Origin of the sequence: Mucilaginibacter aquaedulcis (genome assembly GCF_030409325.1) — a bacterium.
GTDB classification, from domain to species: Bacteria; Bacteroidota; Bacteroidia; order Sphingobacteriales; family Sphingobacteriaceae; genus Mucilaginibacter; species Mucilaginibacter aquaedulcis.
This window is the reverse complement of record NZ_JAUFPR010000002.1, coordinates 868,677-884,923: the sequence shown is the minus strand read 5'-3', so window position 1 is coordinate 884,923 and position 16,247 is coordinate 868,677. Positions and strand designations below refer to the sequence as shown.

The 16,247-nt window shown below is 40.4% G+C and carries 13 protein-coding genes; 11 read left to right on the top strand and 2 right to left on the bottom strand.

What is annotated here, in order from left to right:
• The first annotated feature begins 15 nt into the window (after nt 1–15).
• A complete protein-coding gene (locus QWZ01_RS08300; RefSeq protein WP_290322834.1) occupies nt 16–498 on the top strand; it encodes a hypothetical protein in 483 nt (160 codons plus the stop codon).
• A 200-nt stretch (nt 499–698) separates the two neighbouring features.
• The gene (locus QWZ01_RS08295) at nt 699–1,622 is read left to right on the top strand and encodes a S1C family serine protease (RefSeq protein ID WP_290322833.1); all 924 of its coding nucleotides are present in this window, start codon (nt 699–701) and stop codon (nt 1,620–1,622) included.
• Between the two features lie 75 nt (nt 1,623–1,697).
• Here QWZ01_RS08295 and QWZ01_RS08290 read toward each other — a convergent pair whose 3' ends face one another.
• On the bottom strand, nt 1,698–3,053 hold the full coding sequence (locus QWZ01_RS08290) for an APC family permease (protein WP_290322832.1): 1,356 nt from the start codon (nt 3,051–3,053) through the stop codon (nt 1,698–1,700).
• A gap of 213 nt (nt 3,054–3,266) precedes the next feature.
• Between QWZ01_RS08290 and QWZ01_RS08285 the strand changes: the two genes are divergently transcribed.
• The 3 genes from QWZ01_RS08285 (at nt 3,267) to QWZ01_RS08275 (ending at nt 7,476) form a co-directional block, all read left to right on the top strand.
• Nucleotides 3,267–4,721: an alpha-L-fucosidase gene (locus tag QWZ01_RS08285; protein ID WP_290322831.1), complete on the top strand. Its 1,455-nt coding sequence runs from the start codon at nt 3,267–3,269 to the stop codon at nt 4,719–4,721.
• Between the two features lie 360 nt (nt 4,722–5,081).
• A complete protein-coding gene (locus tag QWZ01_RS08280) occupies nt 5,082–5,681 on the top strand; it encodes a GIN domain-containing protein (protein ID WP_290322830.1) in 600 nt (199 codons plus the stop codon).
• Between the two features lie 865 nt (nt 5,682–6,546).
• Nucleotides 6,547–7,476: a DedA family protein/thiosulfate sulfurtransferase GlpE gene (locus tag QWZ01_RS08275; RefSeq protein ID WP_290322829.1), complete on the top strand. Its 930-nt coding sequence runs from the start codon at nt 6,547–6,549 to the stop codon at nt 7,474–7,476.
• A gap of 642 nt (nt 7,477–8,118) precedes the next feature.
• On the opposite strand, the gene QWZ01_RS08270 is transcribed toward QWZ01_RS08275, so the two are convergent.
• On the bottom strand, nt 8,119–8,970 hold the full coding sequence (locus tag QWZ01_RS08270; protein ID WP_290322828.1) for a hypothetical protein: 852 nt from the start codon (nt 8,968–8,970) through the stop codon (nt 8,119–8,121).
• Between the two features lie 996 nt (nt 8,971–9,966).
• Between QWZ01_RS08270 and QWZ01_RS08265 the strand changes: the two genes are divergently transcribed.
• The 6 genes from QWZ01_RS08265 to QWZ01_RS08240 all read left to right on the top strand — a co-directional run bounded on the left by QWZ01_RS08265 (nt 9,967) and on the right by QWZ01_RS08240 (nt 16,030).
• Nucleotides 9,967–10,332, top strand: coding sequence for a hypothetical protein (locus QWZ01_RS08265; protein WP_290322827.1), 366 nt, complete (start codon nt 9,967–9,969; stop codon nt 10,330–10,332).
• Between the two features lie 39 nt (nt 10,333–10,371).
• A complete protein-coding gene (locus QWZ01_RS08260; RefSeq protein ID WP_290322826.1) occupies nt 10,372–11,364 on the top strand; it encodes a hypothetical protein in 993 nt (330 codons plus the stop codon).
• 306 nt (nt 11,365–11,670) lie between these two features.
• The gene (locus QWZ01_RS08255) at nt 11,671–12,258 is read left to right on the top strand and encodes an RNA polymerase sigma-70 factor (protein WP_290322825.1); all 588 of its coding nucleotides are present in this window, start codon (nt 11,671–11,673) and stop codon (nt 12,256–12,258) included.
• A complete protein-coding gene (locus QWZ01_RS08250) occupies nt 12,255–13,220 on the top strand; it encodes a FecR domain-containing protein (RefSeq protein ID WP_290322824.1) in 966 nt (321 codons plus the stop codon). The genes QWZ01_RS08255 and QWZ01_RS08250 overlap by 4 nt, the downstream gene beginning before the upstream one ends.
• Before the next feature lie 13 nt (nt 13,221–13,233).
• Nucleotides 13,234–15,420 (top strand): carboxypeptidase-like regulatory domain-containing protein, encoded by a 2,187-nt coding sequence (locus QWZ01_RS08245; RefSeq protein ID WP_290322823.1) that lies wholly within the window; start codon nt 13,234–13,236, stop codon nt 15,418–15,420.
• A gap of 61 nt (nt 15,421–15,481) precedes the next feature.
• Entirely contained in the window at nt 15,482–16,030 is a 549-nt protein-coding gene (locus QWZ01_RS08240) for a hypothetical protein (protein WP_290322822.1), read from the top strand.
• Nucleotides 16,031–16,247 lie beyond the last annotated feature (217 nt).

The window sequence follows — 16,247 nt, the reverse complement described above, 5'->3', positions numbered from 1 at the left end:
ACTAACTTTGTAATAATGACAGACTTGAATGAATATGAATGCGAGATGCTCGATACCCTACTGGAAGCATTTGGAATTCCTGATAGCCTGACGCGATTACAATTGCTTGAACTTTTTGACCAGGACGAGGCTGCTGCATTTGCTATGGTTCAGGCGCTAACAAGAGAAGGCTTTGTTGGGAAATCTGGCAAACATGGTGATTATGAGTTGCCTGAAAAGCTTATTCTAAAACCCAAAGGCGAGAAATTTCTTAAAGAAGGTGGGTTTATGCGCAGATACAGGCAGGAACAACAAAAACCACTTGAAGTGGGCGGAACGCTTGCCAAGCTGCAGCAGCAAAATATGAAATTGCAAAATATCAAACTGGCTCATGAATCTGAGATCAGTAATCTTCAAAAAACTGTCGGTATCCTCAAAACAAAGCAGTATATATGGTGGGCGTTGTGTTTTGCTGCACTGATCATTGGCTACATAATCGGGCATGTATATAAAGGTTAGTTATCATTTTAAATTGACCATTACCACTCATTAATTTGAAAGCGTAACTATCAATTGCCTTACCCAAATTCCTGACATATTAACCTGATTCAATTTATATAATTGACATTTTATCAGACTTTTTCGCCTTGCACTTGGTTTTGGTATTGCAAATCCATTAGGGAATAAGTTTTGTGATCCTTGATTTTGAAAGGATTTATATGGATAGCTATTCAGCTACGATAATAGATGCTGTTGGTAAAGTGAAAACAGCAGTCGTAAAAATTGAAATTTATAATACAAAGGAAAATAAGAGCCAGTTAGCCGGAACGGGGTCGGGTTTTCTATTTTCTTCGGATGGTTATCTGTTCACCAACAGTCATGTCATACACAACGCTAAAAGTATAAAAGTAAAAATGCATGACGGTGCAGAGCATGTGGCAGAGTTAATTGGCGAAGATGCAGATACTGATCTGGCTATTCTTAAAATTAACGGCGCAGAGTTTACACCGGTAAAATTGGGTGATGCGGAATCTTTGCAGATAGGGCAGCTGGTTATAGCAATTGGAAACCCGCTTGGCTTTCAACACACTGTTACAGCAGGCGTTATCAGTGCACTTGGCAGGTCGTTGGAAAGCCAGAACAGCCGGATGATGGACAACATGATACAAACCGATGCGGCGTTGAATCCCGGAAATTCTGGCGGTCCGTTAATTAATGCAGAAGGTGAGGTTGTGGGTGTAAATACTGCAACAATAAGAGGCGCTCAAGGCCTTTGTTTCGCCATTAGTATCAACACTGCAAAAGATGTGGCCAATCAGCTCATCCGTTTCGGAAAAGTAAAAAGGGCATATTTAGGCGTTGTGATGCAACAGATAGATCTTGTACCAAAACTTAGAGCAATGCATGAGTTACCTAACCGGCAGGCTTTATTTATCTCAGAAGTAGCGGCAGGTAGCCCGGCTGAGAAGGCAGGCATTTTAAGCGGGGATATCATACACTCCTTTAACAACCGTGCCGTTGAAACTTCAGACAGCTTGTTCAAACAATTAACCGAAGATAAAATTGGCCAATTTCAGTACATCGGAATTTTGAGGAATAATTTAAAAACTGAGTTCAGGATTACACCGGTACAAAGAAATTAGGTTTATTAAAAGAGAGGCCCTATTTAATAAGGCCTCTCTTTTAATATTCATCCAAATATGAAAATGTGGATTTAATTAATTCTCTTCCGAAAGCTGTTGTTGAAATGGCCATTCTTTTTTCAATTTTGATTTGATGAGGTAAACTATTGTTCCAATTAAAATAACAGTTAGCCCTCCAAGTACTAATGATTTACCGGTGGATATTAATATTCCGAACCACATCAGGATAGCCAGGTAAACCGGCCAGGGGAAAAAAGGCATTTTATAAGGAAAATCTGTTTTTGCCCGTACCTTTCTGAGCATAATTAACCCGACTGCCTGCCCAATGAATTGAACCAATATACGCATAGCCAAAATGGCGCTGATCACCTCGCCCAGTTTAAACATCAGGCTAAATGCAAAGGCAATTCCGCCAAGAATCAATAAAGACATATATGGAAAGTTTCCTTTAGGGTGAAGCTTTGCGAAAACCTTAAAGAACGCACCATCTGCAGCTGCTGCATAGGGTATGCGGCTATACCCTAACGTGGCCGAAAAAACCGAAGCAAATGCTACTATTAAAACCAGGCACGTAACTACCTGCGCGGCTACCGGCCCCGAAAGGTATTCCATGAATTCACTGATGATGAATTTGCTCTCTTTTGCTTGTTGCCATGGAATAACACTAACCACACTGATATTCATGCATAAATATAAAATTGCGATCCCTACAATAGAAAGAAACATGCTGCGCGGAATGTTTTTTGATGGGTTTATAATATCCCCGCCCAAATGGCACACATTGTAATATCCCAGATAGCTGTATACACTTTTAACACTGGCAAAGCCAATTGCCGTAGTAAATGCAAAATTTAAACTGAGGCCATCATTCATATGTTTTATTGGGTGCAGGAAATTTCCATGGGCAATGCCTCCGCCTATAATCCAAAACATGGTAACAAGTACAGTTAACCATAACACGATGCTTATTTTACCTATAGATTCAATTTTTCTGTATAACAACAATATAACAGCTATAACTACTCCGCCACTTACCATTTTTGATTCAAAGTTTGATAAGGGCAGGAGATAAGATAAATAAGCGGCAAACCCAATGGCAGCAGAAGCAATAACCAGAGGGGCCTGTATCATGGTTTGCCATACAAACAGGAAACTCATCAACTTTCCCCACTTTTTATTTCCGTAGGTTTCTTTCAGAAAATTATATGACCCGCCTGCCATCGGAAATGCGGCTCCGAGCTCGCTCCATACCATAGCATCAATCATAGATAGGAACGCTCCGGCAATCCAGGCATATAAAAAGTAAGGGCCATTCATCAGGCTGATAACCAGTGGCAAGGTAATAAAAGGGCCTATGCCTACCATATCCGTCATGTTGATGGATGTTGCCTGCAAAAGGGTGAGATGCCTTTCCTGATTTTTTTCAGTCATAAGGAATAAGATATTTTTGGCAAGTGTACAAAATATGCGCTGTTTTTGTCACTCACATGCAGGGGCCAGAGAAATTATGACATTAACCAGTTTCAAGGCCCTGGAACTAAATGTAAACAAAAAGCCTTACATCATTACCCCAATGCTTCTAATATTTAATATCCATTCCTTATATTTAAGGCATACCATACCTAAAACGAAAAAACGCCTTAAATGAAAAAAGTATTTCTGCTGCTATTGGCCATTTTTAGCCTGAATGTTTGCTCTGCACAAAAGTTTGAATCTAACTGGGCATCTTTAAACAAACGGAAAATGCCCGAATGGTTTCATCAGGATAAGTTTGGGATATTTATTCATTGGGGGCTGTATTCTGTTCCTGCATATGCTCCTGTAATTGAAAACAGCGGTTTAAGTTATGCCGAATGGTACTGGAACCGGATAGAACCTAAGCAACCCAATGAATTTACTGCTTTTCATAACAAGAACTATGGTGCTGATTTTTTGTATCCACAGTTTGAACCTATGTTTAGGGCCGAATTGTTTGACCCGCAGCAATGGGCACAGGTATTAAGAAATTCAGGTGCAAGGTATGTTGTTCTTACTTCAAAACATCATGAGGGCTATTGTTTATGGAATAGCCCTGAAGCAGATAGGGATTGGGGCCGCCCCTGGAATGCTGTTAGTGGCACTCCGAAGCGTGATCTGTTAGGCGATCTTACCAATGCAGTAAGAATGCAAGGTTTAAAAATGGGCTATTATTATTCCTTATATGAATGGTATAACCCGCTATGGCTAAAAGATAAAAACAGGTTTGTAACAGAACATATGATTCCACAGTTTAAAGACCTGGTGACTAAATACAAACCTTCCATCATCTTTGCTGACGGTGAATGGGACCTCCCCGATACGGCCTGGCATAGTCCCGAACTGCTGGCCTGGTTATTTAATGATTCGCCGGTAGCCAAAGAGGTGGTTGTTGATGATAGATGGGGAGGTAATACACGCGAAAAAAATACAGGTGCCACTTATACAACCTCCGAATATGGCGGCGGCAAGGATGCCAATATAATCTGGGAGGAGAGCCAGGGGATAGGGCACTCTTATGGCTATAATCGAAATGAAAAACTGGAGGATTATAAAACATCACATGATCTTATCTTAATGCTGGTTGATATCGTATCGCGCGGAGGGAATTTATTGCTCGATATTGGCCCAACGGCTGATGGGCGAATACCGGTTATTATGCAGCAGCGCCTTGCAGATATTGGTAGCTGGCTAAAAGTAAATGGTGATGCTATTTATGAAACGGAAGCCTACAAACAATCGTACCAGTGGAGTGGAGGCATAAAGCGTCAGAAAAGCGGGAAAAATTATATGGCTGGTTACAGCGTTAGTCAGATGATCAAACCGCAAACAGACACTGCTTATGTAGAGGCATTTTTTACCAGGAAAGGAAACGATCTGTTTTGTATTTTACCTGCATATACACCAAAATTTAAGCTAAGAGATATGCATCTGAAGACTAATGTAACTGCAACTGTTTTAGGAAGTAGTAAAACGCTTAAATGGGTTAAGCAGAAAAATGATGATATTATTGATCTTTCAGCCTTAAAACCCAGTGATGCTTCATCAGAGTTATTAGTGATCAAACTTAAAAATGCCTTGTAAATAAGGTTATTTTATAAATTTAAATCCCCCTGTTACTTCTACTTGATGGCAGAATTTATGTTTTGCTATTGTTGGAGGTGCTTTTATTATAAAAGTATTCTGATTTTTTATTTTGTAATTTATTGATTGCCTGTGTTATTGATTTTTTTTTAATAATTGTTTTTCTTAAAAATATCTTAGTGTAATAATTACACTAAGATGAAAAATAATATCGCAATAAATCCCACCTTTGTAGTGTAAAATTGGACGTCAATAATGAGCCATAAACCAGTCCGGCCCGGGTTATATGACCCCGATTTTTGATCGTATTAAAAGATATAAAATACGGCCATTGGACAATCACTATAAAAAATAAAAAAAATGAAAACCACAATTTTATCCTTTTTCGCCGTTGTTATGATGGTAATAGGATTAACAAAAACAACCTCAGCCAGTACATTTAAAGATGATAATGCTACCGTTCTGAATGACATCAGCGCGATCAATAAAGTTGAAGTTTACGGAAATGTAGAACTATATGTATCAGATGCTACCACCGACCGCGTAAAAGTATATAACAGGTATTATTCAGAAAGCGCATTGGTTCAAAGCAAAAACGGCGTTTTAAGGATATCTAATTACAAAGCAGAAAAGCTGGTAGTTTGGGTAAGTGCAAATGACCTGCGTTCTATCTCTGTATTTGATAACTCATCTGTAAGTTCATTCGGCAAACTTTCTAAAATAACATTAAATGTTGACCTGCATGATCAGGCAGCGGCTAATCTTGATTTAGATACTTACGCTATTAATTTATCGGTGAAAGATCATGCCAAAGTCGAAGTTAAAGGTATAGCTGAAGAATTAAACCTTAATAGGGATATTCAGTCGAACGTTAAAAATGATCAATTTGCCGTAGCACATTTGAACGAAAATAAGGCAGTTATGTCGGCTGCTATTAATGACGAACTGATCGGCATGTAATACTGACTTTTGCAAAAGTCCATCATATATTATGGAAGCTACCTGTATAAACGGGTAGCTTTTTTTATAATATATAAAGTTGTAACATTTTAACACTGAGGCTATCAGCTTTCTGAACTCTACTTTTGAAGGAATATCAAATCCATATTTAGGCTCATCCATAATAAGTTAGTTGGTATTGGTTGCGAGGCCTAAGGCGATCATGGCTTTTTTTGCTGACCCAAAGATTGCTTATCCATCACTGCATTCTCGTCAACATCCGGTGTCTATAGGTAAGTACAAAAATTAGATGTGCTGAATTTGGATAAAATCCGGCGGTACTGTTCGCATACTGTGAAGGAGTGAGTGTAGGCACATAGCAAAGAGATAGAGCTGCTTCAGAAGTGAAACAGGCCTTCCCAAAACATTAACGTTATTTAGTAAACAGGCACCGTTTTGGGGATAAGCGAGCCCTGCCATGTTTTTCAATAAGGTAGATTTGCCAGCTCCTTTTTTTTCATTAAACCATATACATGACTTTCATTGAAAGACTCAGGTTTTTAAACAACCCAGGCTGCTTTTGGTACGCAAAGCTCAAATTATTAACTTCAATCATAGTATTGCTGTAGTGTATTAGTCATCTAATACACTACAGATAGAAAACTAATTTTGACGATTCCTGATAAATTATTAGATATTCGCGCGGCGAGATTAAACGCAGATGTATTTATTATTCTGGCTATTTATTTGGTGAAAAGATATTGTTGGCTTCAAATAGGCTTGCCGGATCAACGTCTTTGTTCGTATTTTTAGAGTCAAATTATGGCTAATCCGTAAAATCTGATCGGTCAATAAATTAGGTAGCTTATCTTAGCTGTAACTAAATATGAATACATTAGTTCACCTGGTACAAACTCATGGACTCTGGCTGGTTTTCTTTATCACTCTTTTACAAAGTGTGGGGTTACCTTTGCCAGCGTTTGCAGTGCTTATAGTAACTACAGCTATTACTCCTCCAACTGAATCCAACATTATAACTCTAATTTTGATAGGATCGTTAGGGACGTTAATCGGCGATCTCATCCTATACTTTGCAGGGAAGAGATATGGAACAGGGATTCTTGGGAAATTATGTAAAATTTCTATTTCGCCGGATTCATGTGTACGCAATACCGGCGATATTTTCGACCGTTATGGCGCACCTGCTTTAACTGTTGTAAAATTTATTCCGGGGTTGTCAACGCTTGCACCGGTTGTTGCCGGAGTTTATGTAATGGGGCTTACCTTATTTATATTTTTTTCATCCATTGCCGGGCTTATCTATATTGGTGCGGCAGCTACTTTGGGTGCAGTTTTCCGGCACCAGGTTGACGGTTTGATTGCTGCCCTAAGTCATTATGGTATGATGGGCGGTTTATTTATCACTTTATTATTTGGCTTATACCTTTTGTTTAAGTGGCTGCGTCGCTATCGCCTTATCAGGCAGTTTGAAACAGATAGAGTAACTGTTAATGATCTGATAGAATTGATCAATGGGAAATATGATCCTGTGATACTTGATGCTCGTCCCGTTGAACAGCGCACCAGAAATGGATTTATACCGGGCTCAGTACCTATTGATGAAAATAGTCTTAACGATATCGCAGGCAGATATGCAGCACACCAGGAAATTATTATTTATTGCTCTTGCCCAAATGAGATTACCGCTGCAAGATATGCGGAGAAATTGCGTAAAGTTGGTTTGAAAAGAATTCGTCCATTGGTGGGGGGGATTGATGCCTGGGCCGAATCAGGTCAACAGGTTGCATTTGTTTAAATATGAATATGGTCAGGCTGAAATTCCGACCCTATTCACCATGCCATAAGGGAATACCCGATTTTATATCAAATGATGCTGGATTTAAATTATAATACAATTTGATACGAGGCAGGAAGCTAAAAACAAGCACCCATTTTTATTTATTTAAAAATGGGTGCTTTGCTTTTAATGTCATACTTGACTATCAATGCTGATTTCCTGTGCCATTCAGTTGATAACAGCCAAGATCGGTACCCATAGGTGTTGCCTCAGCCAAACCATATATCTTATCCATGGGTACTGTTATAAGCGGTTTAATACTTGTATTGCCTTTGCCAATCAAAGGAGAATTAGGTTGCAAATTGAAGTTGAAGTTTCCGACCGCTGAATAATCTACCAGCGTATGACCTGTAGTTGGCAAAGGGAAATTAAGAACAGCGGATTTGTTGTAGCCAAAACGATAAGTGTGATTAATCGAATTACTTAATCCTTACCTTTTTGGCTCCCGGGAAATTGCCGGGATGCATTAATCTGTATAACCTGAAACAGCCTAAAATTCCCGCAAATTAACTAAGGCGGAGATTTTAGGCTTATTTCAAACAATTCAAAAAATGTTATAATCACCAGTTTGGCGATTATCAATCCAAAAAGATGTCCGGATTATGGCAGGTTGATCTTATTAACAGTGTGGTGTTTGGAGCTGGTAAAAAACAGCACCTTCTCGCTGTTTGACAAGGCCAGTCCGCTGGCATCGACATGGCTGGCGACCACAGTTAGTTTGGTAGGACAGCTGGCGCAGCGGGTGATCAATTTAATATCTCCCTGGTCGGCGACATATAACTTGGTGCCATCCTTATTTGCCGCAATGTCAGTGAGGTTGCCAAAGGTGGTAGGCGATAAAATGTTGACGACTGCGCCAGCGTGAGTTACTTCGTATACGCCGTTCGTTAATGTTATAAACTTATTGTCGTTAAGTGTTGTGCTCACCGCCGTTGCTGCTACAATATTTTCGTCATCAGATTCAGCTATCGCACCACCTGCGCCGGCTCCAAAAGTACCATCAGGTCTGATACTTTCTAAATAAACGACTGAACTAAAATCGTACAAATTATCAGCATACCAAAAAAAGCTGCTGTCAGCGCTTTTGCTTACTCCGCCGGTGTTGCAATGGGGGCAGCCTATTTTGTGAATAGGGTTTAGAATGCCGTTCTTATACAGCACGGTTGTACCTCCATTGTTGACCGCAATTGCCCCATCGCTGGTTCGGGCGAGGTTTGACATATGAACCAAGTTGCTGTTTTTCACTACGGTTGATACAACGCCGCTGGTGATCTTCCTGACTGCACCGTTACGTTGATCAGCAACCAATAACGTTCCGTCCGGGTTCACAAAAATTCCGTAGGGTTGATTAAACCGTGCGCTGGCACCGCTGGCATTGACATAACCTGCGTGGTCCTTTGTTCCGGCCACCACAGACGGGATCGCCGCCCCTAAAGCTGCGGTGACCTGCATTGTGCTCGTCGGACTGAGCGAAGTTGAATCTGGTATAGCTTCATGAGATGAAGCCGGTGTTACGTCGTCACTGCGTTTGCAGGCAAACAAAAGGGTTGCTGACACGGCGAACAAAAAAATACTGATCTTTTTCATGACTAAATGATTTAATGATGTGAAACAAATATTTCTAAATAGCAAGTTGATGATGATGGTAGAAGCTTACACCAAGATTTGAATGTTCCTTGTTTAATGAGTCTCCGGAAGTTGGGCTATCACCCTGCACTTCAGATAACGCCTAAACTGATTAGGCGTCGGCAGGTCTACGTTGTGTGGATAATCCGGTTTGACTGGATTGGCATGAGCTATCATATGGATAGGTGACGACCTCAAAAAAATGCAACTGCTACCCAATAAATCATATTTTTTTGTGATCCGTCTAACCGGTGCGAAAAAAAAACAGTGTGCAAAGACAGGTGATTCCTTATCCTGAGAAGGAGATTTCTTAACGGTTGTGGCAGCCTTTATTGCTTCAGTTACGTTTGTTTTGCCCAATTGCCTGATTGCTGAGATCGTCATAATTTAAAGTTTTAGTAGCATTTAATGGTTAACGGATGGAATGAAGCCGGAAGAATTGAATGTTGCCCATAGAAACTGCCCGCTACCCATTAGTCGGAATAAAAAGCAGATAGGAAACAATTACTCCGGTTTTTTCCAACGCTGCAACGGTTGGCCTGGAAGGGTTTACATGAGTATAGGATCCGGAATATCTATTTTGATGGCTATGCCGTCATTTTTACGGTTCGTGCCTATCTCAATACGTGGCATCCGGTAAGCCACGAAGCGGACTTCTAAACCGCTGTGGAACTCTTATTCTATTTCAAACACCATATGAAAGCGATTCATATATTTTTAAATCAAATATTAGTATTCATTCTATAAAGATTAAATAAATAATAACACCATGTAGGGGTAGAGGCCATAGTTGTTGTCACATACTCAAAAACAACAACAATTATGGAAAGAGTTCGTGAAACAGCGCTTGCTGTACTGATGCTATTTTTGCTGACAGGTTCCTTGTTTATTATTTACAGCCTGCTGATGTGGCAAGTATTACCCAAGGCCCTGGGCATGTCGATGCTTTTTGCTTTGGTATTGCTAAAAAGTACGATCACCAGCCTCCGCAATTATCAGGCACCGCAGGAGTTAAACGCTACCGATGCACGGCTTATTAAATGTGTTATATTGACCATCCTCAGCGTTTTCTTTATTATACTCTTTATCTCTTATCTGCTCAAAAGCCAGCAGCAACCTGCGTATATGGCATTTGGGATCAGCGTGTTCACCATAAAAAAGGCACTCGATTTTTTACCTGCCGATTAATCTCTATACAACATATTATTTATAAATCAACTACACTTTATGAAACATCTATTTTCGTTATTTTTTATGCTCACTGTACTAAGTATAACCACAACGTTTGCCCAAAACAACAGTAGCTGGCGCATAGGTTTTGGTGTTGATGCCGGGGTATCTACCACCGATGCCTTTAAATATACCTTAGGTGGCGACATACGCGTACAGAAAGATTTTAACCAACACTGGTCAGCAACGTTTACAACCGGCTTTAGCCATTTTTTTGAGAAGGGCCATTTTGCAGGTTATAGTCAGTACGGCAGCCCATACAACGTAATTCCGGTTAAGCTGGGTGTTAAGTATTTTGTTGCTGATAACCTTTACTTGGGCGGCGAAGCAGGTGCAGGTTTTGCCTTTGAACAATGGGGTACCTCTTTTGTATACTCGCCGGCTGTTGGCCTGACCTTTAAAAATGGTATCGACCTAAGTGTTAAGTATGAAGACTATACCAAAAACAAGGCCACCAAAAACATCGCTCTGCGGCTGGCTTATGGCTTTGGGGCTCGCAGGCTTAACTCACACAAAACGGCACACAAGAGCAATGATCTGGAGTTGGGCGTAAGTATTAACCCCGGCGTAAGTGTTGAATCTTCTGACGATCATATTCTGGGTGGCGATGTTACTCTATATAAACCATTATCCGGTAATATTGAGGCTACCTTTTCTGTTGGTTATACACACATGTTCAGATCGTATTACTCCACCTACGGCATTCAGGATGATGCAGGCAATGTTTATTACAACACCAATCATAACGTACAGAACGTGATCCCGGTTAAGGCGGGCTTACGTTTATACCTGGCCGACACATTCTACTTAGGCGGCGAAGCAGGGGTGGCTTTTGCTTCTAAGGGAAACTCATCATTTGTATATACCCCATCATTAGGTATCAAGCTTAAAAACGGAATAGATATTGGCGCCAAATATGACAACTACAGCCACCGCCTTATCCAGGATGCACTATCGCTCAAATTAGGTTATCACTTTAAATTGAAATAAGCTTTAGGAATCAATGTTATAGCTATTAAAGACGGATTTTCCTATTATTTGATCTGCGCGAGGGCGATATCATAATTTGCAAAACCCAGTCTGTAGATAAAAAATCAATAGGCCTGTGGTTGAGTGGATGATAAAAGGAAGGAAGCGGCTTGCTGTAATGCGAAGCCGTTTTTTTTGTATATGCAAATCTGTTTTTCATTCTACTTTTTCATCCTGTAATAAAATTTCACATTGGCATAGGGGTTTATGCATGGTTTGTTGTCTGCTGGGTAATAAAAGTTAAAATGTTACTTTTAAGCCCAAACTTTGCAAACAGACAATACCTATAACACATCTTTCATGCTGCACCTGAATGCAGAAGATCAGGGTTTTGATCAGATATATCTTGATCATTACCCTGCGTTGCACCATTACGCCCTCACCCTGCTTAATGACAGCGCCCTGGCCGATGAAATGGTGCAGGATGTATTTTTAAAGCTGCTGGAGAGGCAAGGACCTGTTGCCATCCATACATCACTTAAAGCCTACCTATATCGCTCGGTACATAACGAATGCATGAATTATTTTAAACATCATAAGGTAAAACAGAAATATCAAACCCACACCTATTACAAGATGGATCAGGAAAAAACACAACATCCGCTTGATAAGCTGCAATACCGAGAATTTGAAAAACGATTGTATAAAGCAATTAATGATTTGCCCGAACAATGTCGCGCCATTTTCCAGATGAGCCGTTTTGAGGAGTTAAAATATGCAGAAATAGCGGCGCAACTGGGTATCTCCATAAAAACGGTAGATAACCAGATGGGCAAAGCCCTGAAAAGGCTCCGGGTACAATTAGCAGATTACCTGCCGTTGATGATATGGCTATTAATTAAACTATTGGCATGAAGAAACATTTACATATAAATGATGAGTTATTGATCAGTTACCTGCTCAAAGAGGTTTCAGTTGTACAAGCACATCAAGTAGAAAAATGGCGGGCAGCCAATACAGCCAATGAGCACCGCTTTGAGCAACTTAGGCAGATATGGGACAGTAGCAAAAACTTTACCGCCGACCCTAATATTAATGCCTGGGCTTCCTTGCAAAAGGTAAAGCAAAGGGCAGCTATGCAGCGTGCCAAAGTTGTACCATTGCAAAACAGGTATAATTGGTTAAAAGTTGCAGCCGCAATTTTAGTGATAGCAGGGTGTGCCTGGCTGTTTATAAAACAGAATAACCGGCAGGTAGAGTTTGCCTCACAGGAAACGGTAAAAAGCGATACCCTGTCTGATGGGTCGGTTGTTACACTCAACAAAAACGCACTGTTGAGTTATCCACATATGTTTAGCGGTGCGCAACGCAATGTTGACCTGCTAAAAGGCGAAGCTTTTTTTAGTGTTACACCCAACAAAGCCAAACCTTTCATTATTAACACTGGCAATACCAGCATTAGGGTGGTTGGTACTTCCTTTAATGTTAAGAACAAGAACGGCGTTGTAGAAGTAATTGTTGAAACCGGAATAGTACAGGTAAGCCAGGGGCAATATTCAGTTTCACTTAAACCAGGAGAGATGATTCTTATTCAACCCAAGGCAAGCAAACCAACTAAAGCGAACAATCCGGACCATTTGTACAACTATTACCGCAGCAAGGAATTTGTGGCCGATAATGTACCATTATACCGTATGGTTGAAGTATTGAATGAAGCCTACAACGCGCATGTTATCATTGAGCGAAAAGAATTAAATAAACTCCCATTGAATACTACTTTTAAAACCGATGATTCGCTGGATGATATCCTGAAAGTGATCAGTCATACTTTTAAAATTACGGTTGAACAACAACATGACCGCATTATACTTAAGTAAGCCTACAGCTTAAATGACTAAAACCTCTAATACCATATCACAAATACGCAAACTACTGCCTGTAGTTTTACTGATGATGCTCTGCATTGGTAAAACACAGGCCCAGGGTTTGCTTAGTAAACGCATAAGCATCAATTTTAACCGTATCCGAGTGGCCGATGCCCTGTACCAAATAGGCAGGCAAGGCAACTTTTACTTTGCCTACAATGGAAGGCTGCTGCCACAGGATAGTTTGGTTACCCTAACTGCAAACAACCAAACCGTATCGGGCATTATGTTTATGCTGTTTCATGGCAAGTACGAATTTAAGGAGCTGAATGATCATATCATCATCGACCTTAACCGGCCTAACCTGGCCCTGCAAAATACCGATATCACTAACGATAACAACACCTACTCCATTAGCGGCCTGGTGGTTGATGAACGTACCGGCGAACGCCTGATGAATGCCAGTGTTTATGTTAAACAACAACTGATTTCAGTTTTAACCGACGAGCACGGCTATTTTAAACTAAAGTTCAGGGCAGATAATCCGGGACAGATCAGTTTAACAGCCAGTAAACTGGCTTACAAGGATACCTCTATCAATTTTTTACAAAGCGTATCCATCAGCAGCCGCTCACAAACGGATGCTTACAATAACGCCACCAATAAAAGTAACCGGGTTGAGCGCACTGCTATCGGGCATCTGTTTTCATCAACAAAACAACGCATCCAAAGCCTTAACATTCCTGACTTTTTTGCCAGGCGGCCTTTTCAGGTTTCACTCACGCCGGGCTTAAGTTCTCACGGCATGTTCAGTCCGCAGGTAGTTAATAAATTTTCACTCAACCTCATAGGTGGTTATACCGCGGGCGTTAACGGATTGGAGTTCGGGGGCCTTTTCAATATCAATAAGATGGACTCCAAATACCTGCAGCTGGCAGGGGTGTTTAACCTGGTAGGCGGTACAGTTACCGGTATACAGGCAGCAGGTGCACATAACCGGGCCTTGGATACCGTGAGGGGCATACAGGTTGCAGGATTTATCAACAAAGCCGAAAGTGAAGTCGAAGGTATGCAATTATCAGTCCTGCACAATGAAGCTGGTAAGCTAAAAGGCTTGCAAATAGGCTTAGTGAACCGGGTAGATACTTCTGAGGGCGCCAGTATTGGTTTAATAAATATTATAGGTAATGGCTTTTACAAAATTACTTTATCAGGCAATGATATTGTAAATACCAACCTGAGTTTAAAAACAGGCACTCATGATTTTTATAGTTCGGTATACTTAGGGTCAAACATCTCGCCAAATAATAAACTACATTATTTTGGCTTGGGTATTGGTCACGATTTTATGCTGAGTCAACAGGTATATTTTTCGGCTGAGGCGGCTTATCAGTTTGCCCATACCGGTTCTTCATTTGACGACCGGTGGGAACAGGGCAAACTGTTATTAAATGTTCAGCTTTCAAAAAACATCAGCCTGATGGCCGGCCCAACATTTAACCGTTATAACCATAGTGGTTCGGTTCATGTTAATGGATTTAAAAATATTACCAACATTCCTAACTATGATGAATATCACTACAGCTATGTAGATAATGATCATCAGGTTAGAAAATGGATTGGCTGGGAGGCAGGTATTGCCTTTAATTCTGTTTTTAGTAAGGCCTTTGGCTCCGCTCATAAAGTACATGATAATTCAAGCGAGTGGTATATAGGCGCCGCCGCTACTGCAGGTATTCCCTGGGACGATAATGGAATTGTTTCAGGTGCCGAATTGTTTACTCATCGTGAACTTGGCGAGCATATAATGGGTACGTTTTCTGTAGGCTATACCTATTTTTTATACCATAACTATTATTATTCTTACCCGGATGAAAACAATCATCAATCTAAAATACCATTGGATAACACCTCGGCCAAATTCATACCTGTTAAAGCGGGCATCAGGCTGTACACCGGCAAAACTTTCTTTATAGGAGGTGAGGTGGGTGAGGCATTTGGCTTGTTTAATGAAGCTGATTATGGCAGCTACCCTCATTACAATACATCAGTCACCTACAAACCTTACCGTTCGTTGATGTATGGCGTATCTGCCGGGTTTATTTTCCAGAATGGGCTCGAAACCAGTTTCAAGTTTGAGGATTATGGCCTGCATTCTTATTACAAACAATTTGCCCTGCGTCTGGGCTATAGGTTTAAACTGAGTAAATAATTGTTCTGCTCATATCCATCTCCCTGTTAACCATATTCACTTTTCTAACATGATAAAACAAATGAAAGCTAAACTAAAATTACTATCAACATTTATTATTGCATCATTTATCTTTTTAAGCCTAAACGCTAATGCACAAACTGTGTCAAAAGGAGCATTACGTATAGCAATTGGAGCAGATGGCCTACTGCCCGTAGGTAATTTAAAAAACACGGTCAATTTTAGATTGGGTATAACTCCAGATTTACAGTATGGCCTTACCGAACATTTAGCTTTAACTTTTACAACAGGTTTTTATCAATTCTCCACAAAAAAGCTTTATATAAACGATGGGCTTGGTGCTGGCCTCACTATGGAAAATTCGTTAGAAATTATACCCGTAAAGATTGGATTGAAAGCCTTTGTGTTGCCTAACTTTTATGTTTCCGGCGAAGTTGGCCTTGGTTTAGAGGTTGAAGAAGGTGGCGGCCCTACTAATTTAATCCTCGCTCCGGGCGTTGGCTATGCTTCAAAACATTGGGATTTCGGAGTACGCTATGAAAGCTTTTCAAAACAAGATTATTCTGCCGGCTTGCTGGGATTGCGGGTTACTTATGGATTTGGCCGGTAATATTTGAAAGTTGATGACACTGGAAGAGTTTTAATTCAGGCGGCCATATCTTTAGGTTGTATATCGCGAAGGCGGTGAACAACCTAAAGATTAAATATACTCTCAGATTGCGGTAGTAAAAACAGCCTATTAATTTACATCTGAACAGCCGTGTTCTGGTAACTTTAATCAGTAAATTTGGTGTTTCTATTACTTAATTCGATAGACAAACCTACCA

What these genes read in the sequence shown, in the direction of transcription:
- QWZ01_RS08300 (WP_290322834.1), top strand. Translation starts at nt 16, where the DNA reads ATGACAGACTTGAATGAATATGAATGCGAGATGCTCGATACCCTACTG.
- QWZ01_RS08295 (WP_290322833.1), top strand. Translation starts at nt 699, where the DNA reads ATGGATAGCTATTCAGCTACGATAATAGATGCTGTTGGTAAAGTGAAA.
- QWZ01_RS08290 (WP_290322832.1), bottom strand. Translation starts at nt 3,053, where the DNA reads ATGACTGAAAAAAATCAGGAAAGGCATCTCACCCTTTTGCAGGCAACA.
- QWZ01_RS08285 (WP_290322831.1), top strand. Translation starts at nt 3,267, where the DNA reads ATGAAAAAAGTATTTCTGCTGCTATTGGCCATTTTTAGCCTGAATGTT.
- QWZ01_RS08280 (WP_290322830.1), top strand. Translation starts at nt 5,082, where the DNA reads ATGAAAACCACAATTTTATCCTTTTTCGCCGTTGTTATGATGGTAATA.
- QWZ01_RS08275 (WP_290322829.1), top strand. Translation starts at nt 6,547, where the DNA reads ATGAATACATTAGTTCACCTGGTACAAACTCATGGACTCTGGCTGGTT.
- QWZ01_RS08270 (WP_290322828.1), bottom strand. Translation starts at nt 8,970, where the DNA reads ATGCAGGTCACCGCAGCTTTAGGGGCGGCGATCCCGTCTGTGGTGGCC.
- QWZ01_RS08265 (WP_290322827.1), top strand. Translation starts at nt 9,967, where the DNA reads ATGGAAAGAGTTCGTGAAACAGCGCTTGCTGTACTGATGCTATTTTTG.
- QWZ01_RS08260 (WP_290322826.1), top strand. Translation starts at nt 10,372, where the DNA reads ATGAAACATCTATTTTCGTTATTTTTTATGCTCACTGTACTAAGTATA.
- QWZ01_RS08250 (WP_290322824.1), top strand. Translation starts at nt 12,255, where the DNA reads ATGAAGAAACATTTACATATAAATGATGAGTTATTGATCAGTTACCTG.
- QWZ01_RS08245 (WP_290322823.1), top strand. Translation starts at nt 13,234, where the DNA reads ATGACTAAAACCTCTAATACCATATCACAAATACGCAAACTACTGCCT.
- QWZ01_RS08240 (WP_290322822.1), top strand. Translation starts at nt 15,482, where the DNA reads ATGAAAGCTAAACTAAAATTACTATCAACATTTATTATTGCATCATTT.